The sequence below is a fragment of the Cellulomonas telluris genome, from assembly GCF_004886325.1.
Classification (GTDB): Bacteria; Actinomycetota; Actinomycetes; order Actinomycetales; family Cellulomonadaceae; genus Cellulomonas; species Cellulomonas telluris.
The window spans coordinates 682612-697287 of record NZ_QXFN01000002.1; the positions used below are offsets into that span (position 1 = coordinate 682612).

The following is a 14676-nucleotide window of genomic DNA, read 5'->3' on the forward strand; positions in this document are numbered from 1 at the left end:
CCGTGCGCGCGCGGGACGCGGACGCGGTGTCCGCCCCGCCGCCCGCGGAAGCCACGCCGTCCGCGGGGGCCGCGCCGGCAGCGGACGCCGCGCACGCCGGCCCTACCGCGGACGAGACGCCCGCCACGGGCCCGGCCTCACCCTGGCAGGGCGTGCGCGCGTGGCCCTGGTGGGCTCACGTCCTGCTCGTCTACGCCGCGGCCAAGGTGTTCGCCGCCGCCGTGTTCGTCTGGACCGCGCAGGTGCAGGAGGCGAACCTGTGGACCTCCGCGCGCCCCGACTACCTCTCCTTCGTCGCGCTCATGTACGACGGGTCCTGGTACCGCCAGGTGGCCGAGGACGGCTACCCCGCGGAGCTGCCCCGCGGGGCGGACGGGCTCGTGCAGCAGAACGCGTGGGCGTTCTTCCCCCTCTTCCCGATGCTCGTGCGCGGGCTCATGACCGTCACGGGCGGGACGTGGGTCGTGCTCGCGCCGACGCTCGCCCTGCTGCTCGGCGCGGGCGCCGCGCTCGTCGTGCACCAGGCCGTCGTGCACGGCGCACCCCGCGCGGTCGCCGCGCGCCCCGGCCTGCCGCTCGCCACCGTCGCGCTGGTCTGCGCGTTCCCGACCGCCGCGGTGCTCCAGGTCGCGTACACCGAGTCGCTGGCGCTGCTGCTCGTCGCGTCGGCGCTGCTGCTGCTCGTCCGGCGGCGGTACGCGTGGACGGCCCTCGTCGTCCTCGCGCTGGGGTTCACGCGGGCCGTCGCCCTGCCGATGGCCGCGGTCGTGGTGGTGCACCTGGCGGTCCGCTGGTGGCGCACCCGCCGCGGCGAGGACGACCTGCGCCCGGCCGGCACGCTCGGCCTGGTCGCGCTCGCGGGCTTCTCGGGCGTCTCCGGCTTCGCCTGGCCCGCGATCTGCGGCTGGGCGACCGGGGTGCCCGACGGGTACCTGCAGACGCAGGAGGCGTGGCGCGGCGTGCGGGAGGTCGTGCCGTTCTCCGGCTGGACCTACGTGCCGCAGTTCTGGTTCGGCGCGTGGGGCACGTGGCTGACCGTCGCCGGCTTCGTGCTCGTCGCGGTCGTGCTCCTCGTGCCGGCCGCGTGGCGCCTCGGGCCCGAGCTGCACGCGTGGGGGGCCGCCTACGTCGTCTACATCCTCGCGGTGATCGAGCCGGGCAGCAGCCTCGCCCGGTTCCTGCTCCTCGCCTTCCCGCTCGGAGCGGTCACGGCCGGTGCCGTCACGCGCCCGGCCCGGGCCCGGCGTGCCTGGTTCGTCGGCGTGCTGGTCCTCATGCTGGGCCTGCAGGCGCTCTGGATCCGGCAGATGTGGGAGTTCAACCCGGGCGGCGACTGGCCGCCGTGACGCCCCGGGCGGCGCTCGCGCGCGGGGCCGGACGGGTGGGGGCGGCACCCGGTGCGGGTGCCCGCGCGCCGGGCGCCGCCCGGCGCCGTGCCCGGGTGAACTAGGATGGTCGGCGGACAACCGGCTGATCAGGGACTGATCGACCGTTGATCGGGCACGCCCCGGGACCCGTCGGGGCGGCACCGCACGAGGCGAAGGAGAGGCCGCATGGCCGCGATGAAGCCGAGGACCGGCGACGGACCGCTCGAGGTGACCAAGGAGGGGCGCGGCATCGTCATGCGCGTGCCGCTCGAGGGGGGCGGACGGCTGGTGGTCGAGCTCAACGCGACCGAGGCCGCCGAGCTGGGCGAGGCGCTGACCTCCGTCGTCAGCTGACGACCGCATGACACCCCGCACCACCGCGCGACGCACCGGGGTGGCCCGCACGTCCGGTGCGGGCTCCTCGCGCGCGTCGTCGCCCGCCCCGGGCACGCGCCCGCTGCCGGCGGTCGTCCTGCACGGCGCCACGGTCGTCGACTCGCCCCTCCTCGAGGACGGGTCGGTCGACGCCGTGGCCGTGCAGGTCGCGCCCGCCCGGCCCGGTGACGACGAGCTCCAGCCGCGCACCGGCACCCCGCAGGCCGCCGCCCGGTACGGCATCGACCTCGCCGAGCTGGCCGAGCGTGCCGGGCTGACGGGCGCCGCCGGGGAGGCCTTCACGGTGCACCTGCCGCAGCCCGTGGGCTCGTCGGTCGTGCTGCCGTGGGCGGGGATGCCGCCGCGCATCGTCCTGGTGGGCGTCGGTGACGAGGGCGGGACGTCGCTGCGTCGCGCCGGCGCCGCCCTCGCGCGCGCCACCCGCGGGCTGCGCCGGGTCGCCACGAGCGTGGGCGCGCAGACCCACCACGACGCCCCCGCCGCCGCGCAGGCCGCGCGGGCCGTCGTCGAGGGCTACCTGCTGGCGTCCTACACGATCCCGCGCATCGCGTCGTCGTCGGACGAGAAGGCCCCGGCCGAGCTCGTGCTGCTCGGGCGCGACGGGCCCGAGGTCACGGCGGCCGTCGACGCGGCGCGCACCGCGGCCGCCGCCACGTGGCTCGTCCGCGACCTGGCGAACACGCCCTCGAACGTCAAGGACCCGGCCTGGATGGCGGACCGTGCGCGCCGGCTCGCCGGGCGGGCCGGGCTCGAGGTCGAGGTGCTCGGACCCCGCGAGCTCGCCGCCGGCGGGTTCGGCGGCATCCTCGCGGTGGGCGGCGGGTCGGCCTCCTCGCCGCGCCTCGTGCGCGTCACGTACACCCCCGAGGGCCGCGCCGGCCGGCACGTCGTCGTCGTCGGCAAGGGCATCACGTACGACACGGGCGGGCTGTCCATCAAGCCGCGCGAGGCGATGGTCCCGATGAAGACGGACATGGCCGGCGCCGCCGTCGCGCTCGCGACGGTGCTCGCGGCCGCCGAGGCCCGCGTCCCGCACCGGGTCACCGCCGTCCTGCCGCTCGCCGAGAACCACGTAGGGGCGGCGTCGTACCGCCCCGGGGACGTGCTGCGCCTGTTCGGCGGCACCACGGTCGAGGTGGCGAACACCGACGCGGAGGGCCGGCTCGTGCTGGGCGACGCGCTCGCCTGGGCCGACGCGACCCTCGAGCCGGACGTCCTCGTCGACGTCGCGACCCTCACCGGTGCGGCGACGCTCGGCCTCGGCAAGCAGCACGCCGCGCTGTACGGCACGGACGACGCGCTCGTCGCCGGCCTGGTCGCGGCGGGCGAGCGGACGGGCGAGCTCGCGTGGCACATGCCGCTCGTCGAGGAGTACGACGAGGCGGTCCGCTCGAGCGTGGCCGACCTGCGGCACGTGCCCGTCGACCGGCACATCGGCGGCGGGTCCATCACTGCCGCGCTGTTCCTGCGCCGGTTCGTCGGGACGCGCCCGTGGGCGCACCTCGACATCGCCGGCCCCGGCCGGGCCCCGGCGGACAAGCACGAGGTCACCGAGGGTGCGACCGGCTACGGCGCGCGCCTGCTCCTCGACTGGCTGAGCCGCCTCGACTGAGCGCCGCCCGCCCGCGCGGGCGGGCCCGGGCGCGCCGGCTCAGCGGCGGACCGCGACCAGCAGGCCGTCGCCGACGGGCAGCAGGGCCGGCACGAGCCGCTCGTCGCCGCGCACCTGGCGCCCGACGTCGCGCATCGTCGTCGTCGCCTCGTCCCGCCGCGCCGGGTCGCCCACCCGGTCGTGCCACAGCGCGTCGTCGACGACGAGCACGCCGCCGCGGCGCAGCAGGCGCACGGCCTGCTCGACGTAGCCGGGGGTGCCCTCGACGTCGGCGTCCACGACGACCATGTCGTAGCCGCCGTCGGTCAGCCGGGGGAGCACGTCCGACGCGCGCCCGGAGATCGTGCGCGTCCGGGTGCTGCGCACGCCGTCCTCGGCGAAGGCCTGCTTCGCGGCCCGCTGGTGCTCGAGCTCGATGTCGATCGTCGTGAGGACGCCGTCCGCGGGCATGCCCCGCAGCAGGTACAGCGACCCCACGCCGGCACCCGTGCCCACCTCCACGACGGCCCGCGCCTGCGCGGTCGCCGCCAGGACGCGCAGCGCCGCCCCCGCGCCGGGCAGCACCGGCGTGCACCCGAGGTGGGACGCCCGCTCGCGCGCGCGCAGCAGCACGTCGTCCTCGGCGAGGAACTCCTCGCAGTAGACCCAGCTCTGGGCCTTGTCGGTGGAGATGGGGTCCTCCTGCGCGGTGGGTGGGGCCGGGGTGGAAAGGCGCGGGACCCGCGCCGCCGTCAGCGTAGTGCCGGACCCGTGCCCGGTCCGGGAACCCCTCGGCCGCGCCGGTCGTTCCGCCCAGGACGAACACGGGTCGAGCCCGGGGCGCCGACCTGGGAGACTGGCCGCGCACGTCCCGGCGGGACCCTCCCGCCGGCACGCGAGGAGACGATCACCGACCGATGAGCACCCCGCCGGCCGACTGGCAGGTCCCGTCGTGGGAGGAGATCGTCCGCACGCACTCCGGACGCGTCTACCGGCTCGCCTACCGCCTCACCGGCAACCGCCACGACGCGGAGGACCTGACGCAGGAGACGTTCGTCCGCGTGTTCCGGTCGCTGCACACCTACAGCCCCGGGACCTTCGAGGGCTGGCTGCACCGCATCACGACCAACCTCTTCCTCGACATGGCGCGTCGCAGGCAGCGCGTGCGGATCGAGTCGATCGGCGACGACACCGAGCGCTGGTCGTCGCCGGACGTGCTGAGCACCCCCGAGCGGGCGTTCGAGAACGCGAACCTGGACCACGACGTCCAGCGGGCGCTCGACGCCCTGCCGCCGGAGTACCGCGCCGCCGTCGTGCTGTGCGACATCGAGGGCCTGTCCTACGAGGAGATCGCGGTCACCCTCGGCATCAAGCTGGGGACCGTCCGCTCGCGCATCCACCGGGCCCGGGCGCGGCTGCGGGACGCGCTGGAGCACCGGCGCCCCGGCACCCAGCACGCGACGGACGAGGAGTCCGCGCCGTCCGCCGTGGAGGTCGGGTGACGCACCTCGGCTCCTGGGTCAGCGCCCTCGTCGACGGCCAGCTGGACGCGGCCGCGACCGAGCGTGCGCTCGCGCACGTCGCCGTCTGCCGGCTGTGCGCGCAGGACCTCGCGGCCGCCCGTGCGGCCCGCCGCGCCCTCGCCGCGGCCGAGGAGGTGCGCCCGCCGGAGGACCTGACCGCGCGCCTGCTGTCGCTGTCGCAGCAGGTGCCGCCCGCGCCGCCCGTGCCGGTGGCGCGCGACCCGTTCGCCGTGCCCGGCGCGGGGCCCGGCGCCGGACGTGCCCTCCCGCAGGACGCGACCCGCACGCTGCGCGGCGACGTGGTGGCTCGTCGCTCGTCCCGGCGCGTGCTCGCCGGGTCCCTCGCCGGGGTCGGCGCGGTGGCGGCGATGCTCTTCGCGCTCGGCGAGCGCCCGGTGGTGGCCCCGTCGGCCCACCCCGCGGCGGTGCTCGGCCTCCTCGCGCACGACGACACGGCGGCACCCGCCCGGACCGTCCCGGTGTCGGACGACACCGTCGCGTGGCTGCGCGCGCACGGCTGGACGTTCCCGCGTGAGCTGCCCGCGGGGTGGACGGTCCGGTCGATCCGGTGGTCCGGCGACGACCGCCGCGCGCTCGAGGTCGAGCTCGCGGCCCCGTCGGGGACCGTGGTGGTGAGCGAGCAGCAGGGCCGGCTGGACACCGACGCCCTGGCCGGGGCCCCCGTGCGCACGGTCGGCGGACGCGAGGTGCACGTGCTGTCCACGGAGCCGTGGCTGGTGGTGTGGCAGTCGGAGTCGACCGTGGTGCAGGTGGTCGGCACGGAGGGCGAGGAGGACGTGGACGCGATCGTCGCGGCGTTCCCGTCGGGCGGGTACGACGACACGGTCGCGGGGCGGATCGGCCGGGGGTGGCAGACGGTGTCGGACGCGGTGGACGGCCGGTGACGGACGACCCGCAGCGCGTCGAGCAGTCCGAGCCGCCGACGCCGTCGTCCGCGCCGGAGCCGACGCCCGCCACCGAGCCGACGCCCGCCACCGGACCGACGCCGGAGCCGACGCCGGCCACCGAGCCGGCCCCTGCCCCGGAGCCGACTCCTGCCCCGGACCTGTTCGCACGTCCCTCGACGTACCGGCGGGTCGAGCCGGCCCGCCCGGTCGGCGCCGCTGCCCCTCCCGGCGCGGCCACCTCGGGTCCCGTCGCTCCCGCTGCCGGTCCCGCCGCGGGCGCCGGTGGTCCTGTCGCGCCCGCCGCCCCGGCGCCCCGGCCGCCCGCGGCCCAGCCGCCTGCAGCGGCACCCGCCTCACCCGCGTCACCGCCGCAGGCCTCGGCGCCGGCGCCGTGGCGCCCCGAGAACACGACGCCCGGCCCCGCGCACGCCCCGGTGTGGCCGACGGCCGCCCCTCCCGCGCCCGTCCGCCGGCGGGTGCGGCGTTCCCGCTCGCTGTCGGTGGCATGGGTCGTGCCGCTGCTCGTCCTCGCGCTCGTCGCGGGCCTCGTGGGGGGCGTCGTCGGCGCCCGCACGTGGGGCGACGACCGACGGCCGACCAGCGCGGACCTGCCGTCCCCGCCGGCCCAGGAGCCGGGAGGGCAGGCGGCGGCTGTGGAGCGCGACCCCGCCTCGGTCGCGGGGATCGCCGCGGGCGTGCTGCCGAGCGTGGTCTCCATCGAGGTGGAGGGCGCGGGGGGGTCCGGGTCGGGCTCGGGGTTCGTCCTGCGGGAGGACGGCTACGTCCTGACGAACAACCACGTGGTGGCCGGAGCCCGCGAGGGCGGGCTGGTCGTGGTGTTCGCGGACGGCACCCAGCTGCCCGGGTCGGTCGTGGGCGCGACCACCGAGTACGACCTCGCGGTCGTCAAGGTCGAGGCGACCGGGCTCACGCCGCTGACGCTGGGGGACTCCGACGCGGTCGTCGTCGGGGACCCGGTGGTCGCGATCGGTGCGCCCCTCGGTCTGGTCGGCACGGTGACGACCGGCATCGTCAGCGCACGGAACCGGCCGGTGGTGGCCGGGGAGGGCTCGGACCAGGCGTTCATCAACGCCCTCCAGACGGACGCGGCCATCAACCCCGGCAACTCCGGCGGCCCGCTCGTCGACGCCGCGGGCCGCGTCGTGGGGATCAACTCGGCGATCGCGCAGCTGCCGGGCGGCCTGGGCGCGGCAGGCGGCAGCATCGGGCTCGGGTTCGCGATCCCCTCGAACCAGGCGCGGCGCACGGCGGAGCAGCTCATCACGACCGGGCGCGCCACCTACCCGGTGATCGGCGTCCTGCTCGACGAGGGGTGGACCGGCGAGGGCGTGCGCGTGCGCGAGGAGGACGTCGACGGACGTCCCGCGGTCACCCCGGACGGCCCCGCCGACCGGGCGGGCATCCGCCGGGGCGACGTCATCCTCACGATCGACGGCCGGCCCGTCACCGCCTCGGAGGAGCTGATCGTCGCGATCCGCGCCCGCGAGCCCGGCGACGCCGTCGAGCTGCGCGTGCGCACCGGCGAGCGCGAGCGCGACGTGCGGGTGCGCCTCGACGAGATCGCGTCCGACTGACCGCCGCCCACGGCCCGGCCGACGTCCCCGGCACCCGTGGGCGGGTGCGTGCAGGGGTACCCTGTCCGGGTGCTGGGCATCAACGGTGGCGAGCTGCTCGTGCTGCTGCTCGTCGCCGCCCTCGTGATCGGGCCGGAGCGGCTGCCGTCGTACGCCGAGCAGTTCGCCGGCTGGGTCCGCCGGCTGCGCGACGTGGTCCGCGACACGCGCCGACGGGTCGACGACGAGCTCGGCGACGCCGCGCGCGACGTGGACTGGGCCGCGCTCGACCCTCGCCGGTACGACCCCCGCCGCATCGTGCGCGAGGCGCTGATGGAGGACGTGGGCACGTCCGCACCTCCCCGGGCGGCGGCGCGCGCCGCCGCCGCGACGGGCGGGGCCGCCGCCCGGCCGGCCGGTGCGTGGACCGGTCCCGCACCGTTCGACGACGAGGCGACCTGAGCCGTCCCCGCTCGCGCAGCCACCGCGTCACCCGTACCGCCCGCACGTCACCCGCACCAGCCGCTGCCCGTCGGTCCGCCGGCGCGGCTCCGGTCCGCACGACGCCCGTCCCGTCCCAGGAGGCCCTCGCATGACCCAGGTGCTGCCCTCGCCGTCGCCGCAGAGCACGACGCCGGCCGCGAGCCGGATCTTCTCCGGCATGCAGCCGACGTCCGACTCGCTGCAGCTGGGCAACTACCTCGGCGCGCTCACGCAGTGGGTGGCCCTGCAGGACACGCACGACGCGATCTACTGCGTCGTCGACCTGCACGCCCTCACCGTCGCCCCGGACCCGCGCGTGCTGCGGGAGCGCACGCGCCGCACGGCCGCGCAGTACCTTGCCGCCGGCGTGGACCCGGCGCGTTCGGTGCTGTTCGTGCAGTCGCACGTCCCCGAGCACGCCGAGCTCGCGTGGATCCTGTCGTGCCTCACCGGCTTCGGCGAGGCGTCGCGCATGACGCAGTTCAAGGACAAGTCCGCGAAGCAGGGCACGGAGGGCACCACGGTCGGGCTCTTCACGTACCCGGTCCTCATGGCGGCCGACATCCTGCTGTACGACACGGCCCTCGTGCCGGTCGGCGAGGACCAGCGCCAGCACCTCGAGCTGACGCGGGACCTCGCGCAGCGGCTCAACTCGCGCTTCGGCGCCGGGACGGCCGTCGTGCCCGAGCCGTACATCGTGTCCGCGACGGCGAAGATCTACGACCTGCAGGACCCGACGGCGAAGATGAGCAAGTCCGCCGAGAGCCCCAACGGCCTCATCGAGCTGCTCGACGACCCGAAGGTCGTGGCCAAGCGCATCCGCTCGGCGGTGACGGACACCGAGCGGGCGATCCGGTTCGACCCGGTGTCCAAGCCGGGGATCTCCAACCTGCTGACGATCTTCTCGGCGCTGTCGGGCCGGACGGTCCCGTCCCTCGAGGCGGACTACGCGGGGAAGGGGTACGGCGACCTGAAGAAGGACCTCGCGGACGTCGTGGTCGACTTCCTCACGCCGTTCCAGGAGCGGGTGCACCACTACCTCTCGGACCCGTCGGCGCTGGACGACGTGCTGGCGGCCGGCGCCGAGCGGGCGCGCGAGCTGGCGGTGCCGACGCTGGAGCGGATGTACGACCGCACGGGTCTGCTCCCGCGGCGGCGGACGCGTCCGTGAGGCTGCCGGAGTGCGGCCCCGGCGAGCGCCTCGTCGGCGTCGCCGTGGCCCTCCCGGAGCCGTACCGGGGTGAGCTCGCGGCGGCGCGGGCCCGCTCGGGCGACCCGGACGCGGCGCACGTCCACCCGCACGTGACGCTCGTCGGCCCGACGCCGGTCCCCGCGTCGGCCTCCGCGGTGGTCGACGACCACCTGCGCGCCGTCGCGGCCGAGCACCCGCCGTTCGAGGTGCACCTGCGCGGGGCGGACACGTTCCGGCCGGTCACGCCGGTCGTGTTCGTGCCGCTCGTGCGGGGCGCGGCCGAGTGCACCGCGCTCGAGCGGGCGCTGCGCGCGGGCCCGCTCGCGCACGAGTCGCGCTACCCGTACCACCCGCACGTCACCGTCGCGCACGAGCTCGACGACGCCGCGCTCGACGCGGCGCAGACGGCGATGGACGCGTACGAGGCGACCTTCCTCGTCACGCACCTGCACCGGTACGTGCACGACGGGCGGGCCTGGCGGCAGGAGCGCGCGTTCGCCCTGCGCGGCGGGGCTGCGGCCGGCGGCACGACCGCGCAGGGCCGTCCGGATGCCGCGGCGGTGCGGCCGACCTAGATTCGGCCCATGACGCGCCCCCGCACCCCGACCGAGCGCACCGTGGTGCGCCCGGCGGCCGGGGCGGGTGAGGCGCACCGGAACGCCGCGGCGGCCGCGCCGGACCCGCGGCCCGAGCGGCGGTGGGCACCGGGCCTCGCGGGGCTCGTCGCCCGCGGGCAGGCCCTCCTCGCGTGGTGGAACCACACGCGCCCCGCGCGCGCCAACGCCCGCTTCGGCCGGGCGGGCGGCGGGGTCCTCACGGGTGGGATCGCGTACGCGGCGCTGTTCTCGATCTTCGCCGGCCTGACGATCGGCTGGACGGTCTTCACGGCCGTCCTCGGCCGCAACGACTCGCTGCGGTCGACGGTGCTCTCGACGGTCGACGCCTCCCTGCCCGGTCTGGTGGACACGGGCGGGGGCGGCCTGCTGAAGCCCTCCCAGCTGCAGCTGTCGACGGGGCTGTCCTGGGCCGGGCTCGTCGCGACCGGTGTGCTCGTGTTCACCGGCATCCGCGCCATCGCGGCGCTGCGGACGGCCGTGCGGGCGATGTTCGGCGTGCACCCGGCCGAGAACGTGGTGCTGGGCAAGCTGCGCGAGCTCGGCGGGTTCGTCGGCATCGGGCTCGCGGTGCTGCTGTCCGCGGTGGTCACGCTCGGCGTCACCACCGCCGCGGACTGGCTGCTGGACGTCGTGGGCTGGGACGAGGGCTCCGGCTTCGTCGTGCGCGCGCTGGGCATCGCCGTGGCGTTCCTCGTCGACGCCGCGCTCTTCGTCATGCTCGTGCGCGTGCTCGCCGGCCAGGCGCCGCCGCGGCGCGACCTGCTCGGCGGTGCGGCGATCGCCGCGACGGGCCTCGGGGTGGTGCGCGTCCTGGGCACCTCCATCGTGTCGGGGTCGGTGCAGGAGGACCCCGTGCTGGCGTCGTTCGCCGCGATCGTCGTGCTGCTGCTGTGGGTCAACCTCATCGCGCGCATCGTGCTGCTCGCGGCGGCGTGGACCGCCGACCCGCCGTACGTCGCGCCGGGCGAGGGTCAGGACGAGGACGACGCCGCGGCGTCGGCGGCCGCCGCGTCGGCGAGAGCGGCGAGCAGCTCGGGCAGCCGGGCGACGTAGGCCGCCAGTGCCGCGCGGGTGCGTGCGGGCTCACCGCTGCGGGCGAGGTTGAGCATGCCGGGGTCGCCGGCCTCCTGCCCCGCGGCGATGGCGTCGCTCGCGCCGGTCATGCGGACGACGACGTGCCGTGCGACGACCGCGGCGTCGTGGCGGGGCAGGTGGCGGCGTGACGCCTCCTCGCCGTAGGCGTCGACGAGCAGCCGCAACCGGCGCGCGCCCTCCGGGGCGCCGGCGTCGGTGTAGAACGGCACCCCGCTCCACGCGAGCATCGCCAGCTCGTCGAGCGGCACACCGGGGCCGGCGACGTCCCAGTCGACGACGCCCACGACGTCGTCCCCGCCGGGCGCCGCCACGAGCATGTTGTAGAGCGTCGCGTCGTGGTGGCACACGATCTCGCCGGGGCGCAGGTCGCCCTCCTCGAACCGCCACCGGACGCGGCCGGGCCGGAAGTCGGCGACGGCGGCGTGGTAGCGGGCGAGCCAGGCCGCCGCGGAGGCGAGGCGCTGGTCCGTCACCTCCGCCAGGTCGACCGGCACACCGGGCAGGTAGGTCAGGACCTCCCGTCCGCCGTCGTCGACGCCCAGCGGCTCGGGCACGCCGTCGAGGCCGCGGGCGCGCACGTGCCGCAGCAGCGCGTGCACGGCGGGCGTCCAGGGGCCGGCCGGACGTCGGACGGTGTCGCCGACGCGGACCGCGCCCCCGACGTTGCCCCCCGGCAGGCGGGTGCCGGCGGGTGCCGGGTCGGGGTCCCGGTACCGCGGCGGAGGGGGTGGGAACACGTCGGCGGGCACGCGCGATGCTCTCGCGCGTGCCCGCCGACGTGCGAGCGGAAAAGCGGTGCCTCAGAAGGCGCGCGTGATCATCGCGCGCTTGACCTCCTGGATCGCCTTCGTCACCTCGATGCCGCGGGGGCACGCCTCGGTGCAGTTGAAGGTCGTGCGGCAGCGCCACACGCCCTCCTTGTCGTTGAGGATCTCCAGGCGCTGCGCGCCGCCCTCGTCGCGGCTGTCGAAGATGAACCGGTGCGCGTTGACGATCGCGGCGGGGCCGAAGTACTGCCCGTCGGTCCAGAAGACCGGGCAGGACGACGTGCAGGCGGCGCACAGGATGCACTTCGTCGTGTCGTCGAAGCGCTCGCGCTGCTGCGGCGACTGCAGGCGCTCCTTGGTCGGCTCGGTCCCCGTGGTGATGAGGAACGGCATGATCTCGCGGTAGGACGCGAAGAACGGCTCCATGTCGACCACGAGGTCCTTGACGACCGGCAGGCCCTTGATGGGCTCGACGACGATCGGCTTGCTCGGGTCGAGGTCCTTGAGCAGCGTCTTGCACGCGAGGCGGTTGCGGCCGTTGATCCGCATGGCGTCCGACCCGCAGATGCCGTGCGCGCACGAGCGGCGGAACGTCAGGGAGCCGTCGTGCTCCCACTTGATCTTGTGCAGGGCGTCGAGGACGCGGTCCGTGCCGTGCACGGTGACGCGGAACTCGTCCCAGCGCGGCTCGGCCTCGAACGGCTCGCCGAAGGTCGGGATCGCGTCGTCCGACGGCAGGAAGCGCCGGATCTTCAGCGTGACCTCGAACGACGGGACGGCACCGACCTCCGGTGCGGGTGCTTCTGCGGTGGCGGTCATCAGTACTTGCGCTCCATCGGCTGGTAGCGGGTCATGATCACGGGCTTCGACCCGAGCACCACCTGGTACCCGTCGAACGGCTCCGTGTGGGCGAACGTCCCCTCGGCGTCCCCGCCCTCGGCGGAGGCGCCGTCGAGTCCGGCCGGACGGCGGTAGGCCATGGTGTGCCGCATGTAGCCGGCGTCGTCGCGGTCCGGGAAGTCCTCCCGGAAGTGCCCGCCGCGGGACTCCTTGCGGTTGAGCGCGCCGACCACGACGGTCTCGGCGATGTCGAGCAGGAAGCCCAGCTCGACGGCCTCGAGGAGGTCGGTGTTGAACGTGCGGCTCTTGTCCTGGACGCTCACGGCCGTGTACCGCTTGCGCAGCGCACGGATGTCGTCGAGCGCGGTGCGCAGCGACTCCTCCGTGCGGAACACCTGCGCGTTCGCGTCCATCGTCTCCTGCAGCGCCCGGCGGATGTCCGCGACGCGCTCGCCGTCCGGACGGGTCCGGATGCCCTCGAGCTCGGCCGTGACGACCGCGGCCGGGTCCTCCGGGAGCTCGACGAACGAGGCCGTGGCCGCGTACGCGGCCGCCGTGCGGCCGGCCCGCTTGCCGAAGACGTTGATGTCGAGCAGCGAGTTCGTGCCCAGGCGGTTCGAGCCGTGCACCGACACGCAGGCGACCTCGCCCGCGGCGTACAGGCCGCGGATGACGTCGGTGCTGTTGCGCAGCACCTCACCCTCGATGTTGGTGGGGATGCCGCCCATCGCGTAGTGCGCGGTGGGGTACACCGGCACCGGCTCGGTGTAGGGCTCGATGCCGAGGTACGTGCGGGCGAACTCGGTGATGTCCGGGAGCTTCGCGTCGATGTGCGCGGGCTCGAGGTGCGTCAGGTCGAGCAGGACGTAGTCCTTGTTCGGCCCGGCGCCGCGTCCCTCGCGCACCTCGTTCGCCATGGACCGCGCGACGATGTCGCGCGGCGCGAGGTCCTTGATGGTCGGTGCGTAGCGCTCCATGAAGCGCTCGCCCTCGGCGTTGCGCAGGATGCCGCCCTCGCCGCGGGCCGCCTCCGAGAGCAGGATGCCCAGACCCGCGAGGCCCGTCGGGTGGAACTGGAAGAACTCCATGTCCTCCAGCGGGATGCCGCGGCGGTAGGCGAGCGCCATGCCGTCACCGGTGAGGGTGTGCGCGTTCGACGTCGTCTTGTAGATCTTGCCGGCGCCACCCGTCGCGAGGACGACCGACTTGGCCTGGAAGACGTGGATCTCGCCCGTCGCCAGCTCGTACGCGACGACGCCGGAGACGTGCACCTCCTCGCCCTCGGGCACCGAGGACGCGGCGAGGTCGTGGTCCACCAGCAGGTCGAGCACGTAGAACTCGTTGAAGAACTCGACCTCGTTCTTCACGCACTGCTGGTAGAGCGTCTGCAGGATCATGTGACCCGTGCGGTCGGCGGCGTAGCACGAGCGGCGCACCGCGGCCTCGCCGTGGTTGCGGGTGTGCCCGCCGAACCGGCGCTGGTCGATGCGGCCCTCGGGCGTGCGGTTGAACGGCAGGCCCATCTTCTCCAGGTCGAGGACCGCGTCGATGGCCTCCTTGGCCATGACCTCGGCCGCGTCCTGGTCGACGAGGTAGTCGCCGCCCTTGACGGTGTCGAACGTGTGCCACTCCCAGTTGTCCTCCTCGACGTTGGCGAGGGCGGCGCACATGCCGCCCTGGGCCGCGCCGGTGTGGGAGCGGGTGGGGTAGAGCTTGGAGATGACGGCCGTGCGCACGCGGGTCGACGACTCGAGCGCCGCGCGCATGCCGGCGCCGCCCGCGCCGACGATGACGACGTCGTACTGGTGGGTCTGCATCGAGGGCGATGCCTTCCTTGAGGAGTGGGCGACGGTGCCGGGCGCGTCAGCGCTCGCAGAACGACGGCAGCAGGTCCGTCGGGCTGTTCGGGGGGCACGGGTCGAACGTGAAGATGACGAGCGTGCCGAGCACGATCACCACGACGGTGGCGACGTACAGCAGGCTCTTGAGGACGATGCGCGTCGAGTCCTTCTCGGCGTAGTCGCTGATGATCGTGCGGACGCCGTTGGCGCCGTGGATCATCGCGAGCCAGAGCATGAGCAGGTCCCAGACCTGCCAGAACGGCGACGCCCACTTGCCGGCGACGAAGCCGAAGTCGATGGCGTTGATGCCCTCGCCCTGCACGAGGTTGACGAACAGGTGCCCGAAGATCAGCACGACCAGGATCACGCCGGACACGCGCATGAACAGCCACGCGACCATCTCGGTGTTGCCGTGCGTGGAGCGCCGGGTGGGGCCGGGCCGCGAGGGGCGCGGGGCCTTGGGGTCCGCGATCGTCGTCATG

Annotated in this window: 15 protein-coding genes; 10 read left to right on the forward strand and 5 right to left on the reverse strand. The window is 75.5% G+C overall.

The window, feature by feature from the left end; translation table 11 throughout:
- The first annotated feature begins 152 nt into the window (after positions 1 to 152).
- The 3 genes from FB586_RS08300 to FB586_RS08310 all read left to right on the forward strand — a co-directional run bounded on the left by FB586_RS08300 (position 153) and on the right by FB586_RS08310 (position 3375).
- Complete coding sequence (locus FB586_RS08300; protein ID WP_187697854.1) at positions 153 to 1346, forward strand: hypothetical protein; 1194 nt, start codon at positions 153 to 155, stop codon at positions 1344 to 1346.
- A gap of 207 nt (positions 1347 to 1553) precedes the next feature.
- Positions 1554 to 1721, forward strand: a complete 168-nt coding sequence (locus tag FB586_RS08305; RefSeq protein ID WP_013772033.1) for a DUF3117 domain-containing protein — start codon at positions 1554 to 1556, stop codon at positions 1719 to 1721.
- A 7-nt stretch (positions 1722 to 1728) separates the two neighbouring features.
- Positions 1729 to 3375: a leucyl aminopeptidase family protein gene (locus FB586_RS08310; RefSeq protein ID WP_136518818.1), complete on the forward strand. Its 1647-nt coding sequence runs from the start codon at positions 1729 to 1731 to the stop codon at positions 3373 to 3375.
- A gap of 39 nt (positions 3376 to 3414) precedes the next feature.
- Here the strand turns inward: FB586_RS08310 and FB586_RS08315 are convergent, their stop codons facing one another.
- The gene (locus tag FB586_RS08315; RefSeq protein WP_136518819.1) at positions 3415 to 4047 is read right to left on the reverse strand and encodes an O-methyltransferase; all 633 of its coding nucleotides are present in this window, start codon (positions 4045 to 4047) and stop codon (positions 3415 to 3417) included.
- Positions 4048 to 4271: 224 nt separating this feature from the next.
- Here FB586_RS08315 and sigE point away from each other — a divergent pair, with 224 nt between their 5' ends.
- From sigE to FB586_RS08350, 7 genes are all read left to right on the forward strand, one after another.
- Entirely contained in the window at positions 4272 to 4856 is a 585-nt protein-coding gene (sigE, locus tag FB586_RS08320; RefSeq protein ID WP_136518820.1) for an RNA polymerase sigma factor SigE, read from the forward strand.
- Complete coding sequence (locus FB586_RS08325; protein WP_136518821.1) at positions 4853 to 5782, forward strand: zf-HC2 domain-containing protein; 930 nt, start codon at positions 4853 to 4855, stop codon at positions 5780 to 5782. Before sigE ends, FB586_RS08325 begins: the two co-directional genes overlap by 4 nt.
- Positions 5779 to 7380, forward strand: coding sequence for a S1C family serine protease (locus FB586_RS08330; RefSeq protein WP_136518822.1), 1602 nt, complete (start codon positions 5779 to 5781; stop codon positions 7378 to 7380). The genes FB586_RS08325 and FB586_RS08330 overlap by 4 nt, the downstream gene beginning before the upstream one ends.
- Before the next feature lie 69 nt (positions 7381 to 7449).
- Positions 7450 to 7821 carry a twin-arginine translocase TatA/TatE family subunit gene (locus FB586_RS08335; RefSeq protein WP_136518823.1) on the forward strand — a complete coding sequence of 124 codons (372 nt, stop codon included), beginning with the start codon at positions 7450 to 7452 and terminating at the stop codon, positions 7819 to 7821.
- A gap of 130 nt (positions 7822 to 7951) precedes the next feature.
- On the forward strand, positions 7952 to 9013 hold the full coding sequence (trpS, locus tag FB586_RS08340) for a tryptophan--tRNA ligase (protein ID WP_136518824.1): 1062 nt from the start codon (positions 7952 to 7954) through the stop codon (positions 9011 to 9013).
- Complete coding sequence (locus FB586_RS08345) at positions 9010 to 9609, forward strand: 2'-5' RNA ligase family protein (RefSeq protein WP_136518825.1); 600 nt, start codon at positions 9010 to 9012, stop codon at positions 9607 to 9609. Before trpS ends, FB586_RS08345 begins: the two co-directional genes overlap by 4 nt.
- A 9-nt stretch (positions 9610 to 9618) precedes the next feature.
- Positions 9619 to 10704 (forward strand): YihY/virulence factor BrkB family protein, encoded by a 1086-nt coding sequence (locus FB586_RS08350; RefSeq protein ID WP_136518826.1) that lies wholly within the window; start codon positions 9619 to 9621, stop codon positions 10702 to 10704.
- Here FB586_RS08350 and FB586_RS08355 read toward each other — a convergent pair.
- Genes FB586_RS08355 through sdhD form a run of 4 tightly spaced genes read right to left on the reverse strand, consistent with a single transcriptional unit; the run spans position 10623 to position 14675 of the window.
- On the reverse strand, positions 10623 to 11495 hold the full coding sequence (locus FB586_RS08355; RefSeq protein ID WP_136518827.1) for a phosphotransferase: 873 nt from the start codon (positions 11493 to 11495) through the stop codon (positions 10623 to 10625). The two genes, FB586_RS08350 and FB586_RS08355, sit on opposite strands and share 82 nt — an antisense overlap.
- Positions 11496 to 11546: 51 nt before the next feature.
- The gene (locus tag FB586_RS08360) at positions 11547 to 12332 is read right to left on the reverse strand and encodes a succinate dehydrogenase iron-sulfur subunit (protein ID WP_136518828.1); all 786 of its coding nucleotides are present in this window, start codon (positions 12330 to 12332) and stop codon (positions 11547 to 11549) included.
- Positions 12332 to 14170, reverse strand: coding sequence for a succinate dehydrogenase flavoprotein subunit (gene sdhA / locus FB586_RS08365; protein ID WP_136518829.1), 1839 nt, complete (start codon positions 14168 to 14170; stop codon positions 12332 to 12334). Before sdhA ends, FB586_RS08360 begins: the two co-directional genes overlap by 1 nt.
- 46 nt (positions 14171 to 14216) lie before the next feature.
- A complete protein-coding gene (gene sdhD, locus FB586_RS08370) occupies positions 14217 to 14675 on the reverse strand; it encodes a succinate dehydrogenase, hydrophobic membrane anchor protein (RefSeq protein ID WP_136518830.1) in 459 nt (152 codons plus the stop codon).
- Position 14676 lies beyond the last annotated feature (1 nt).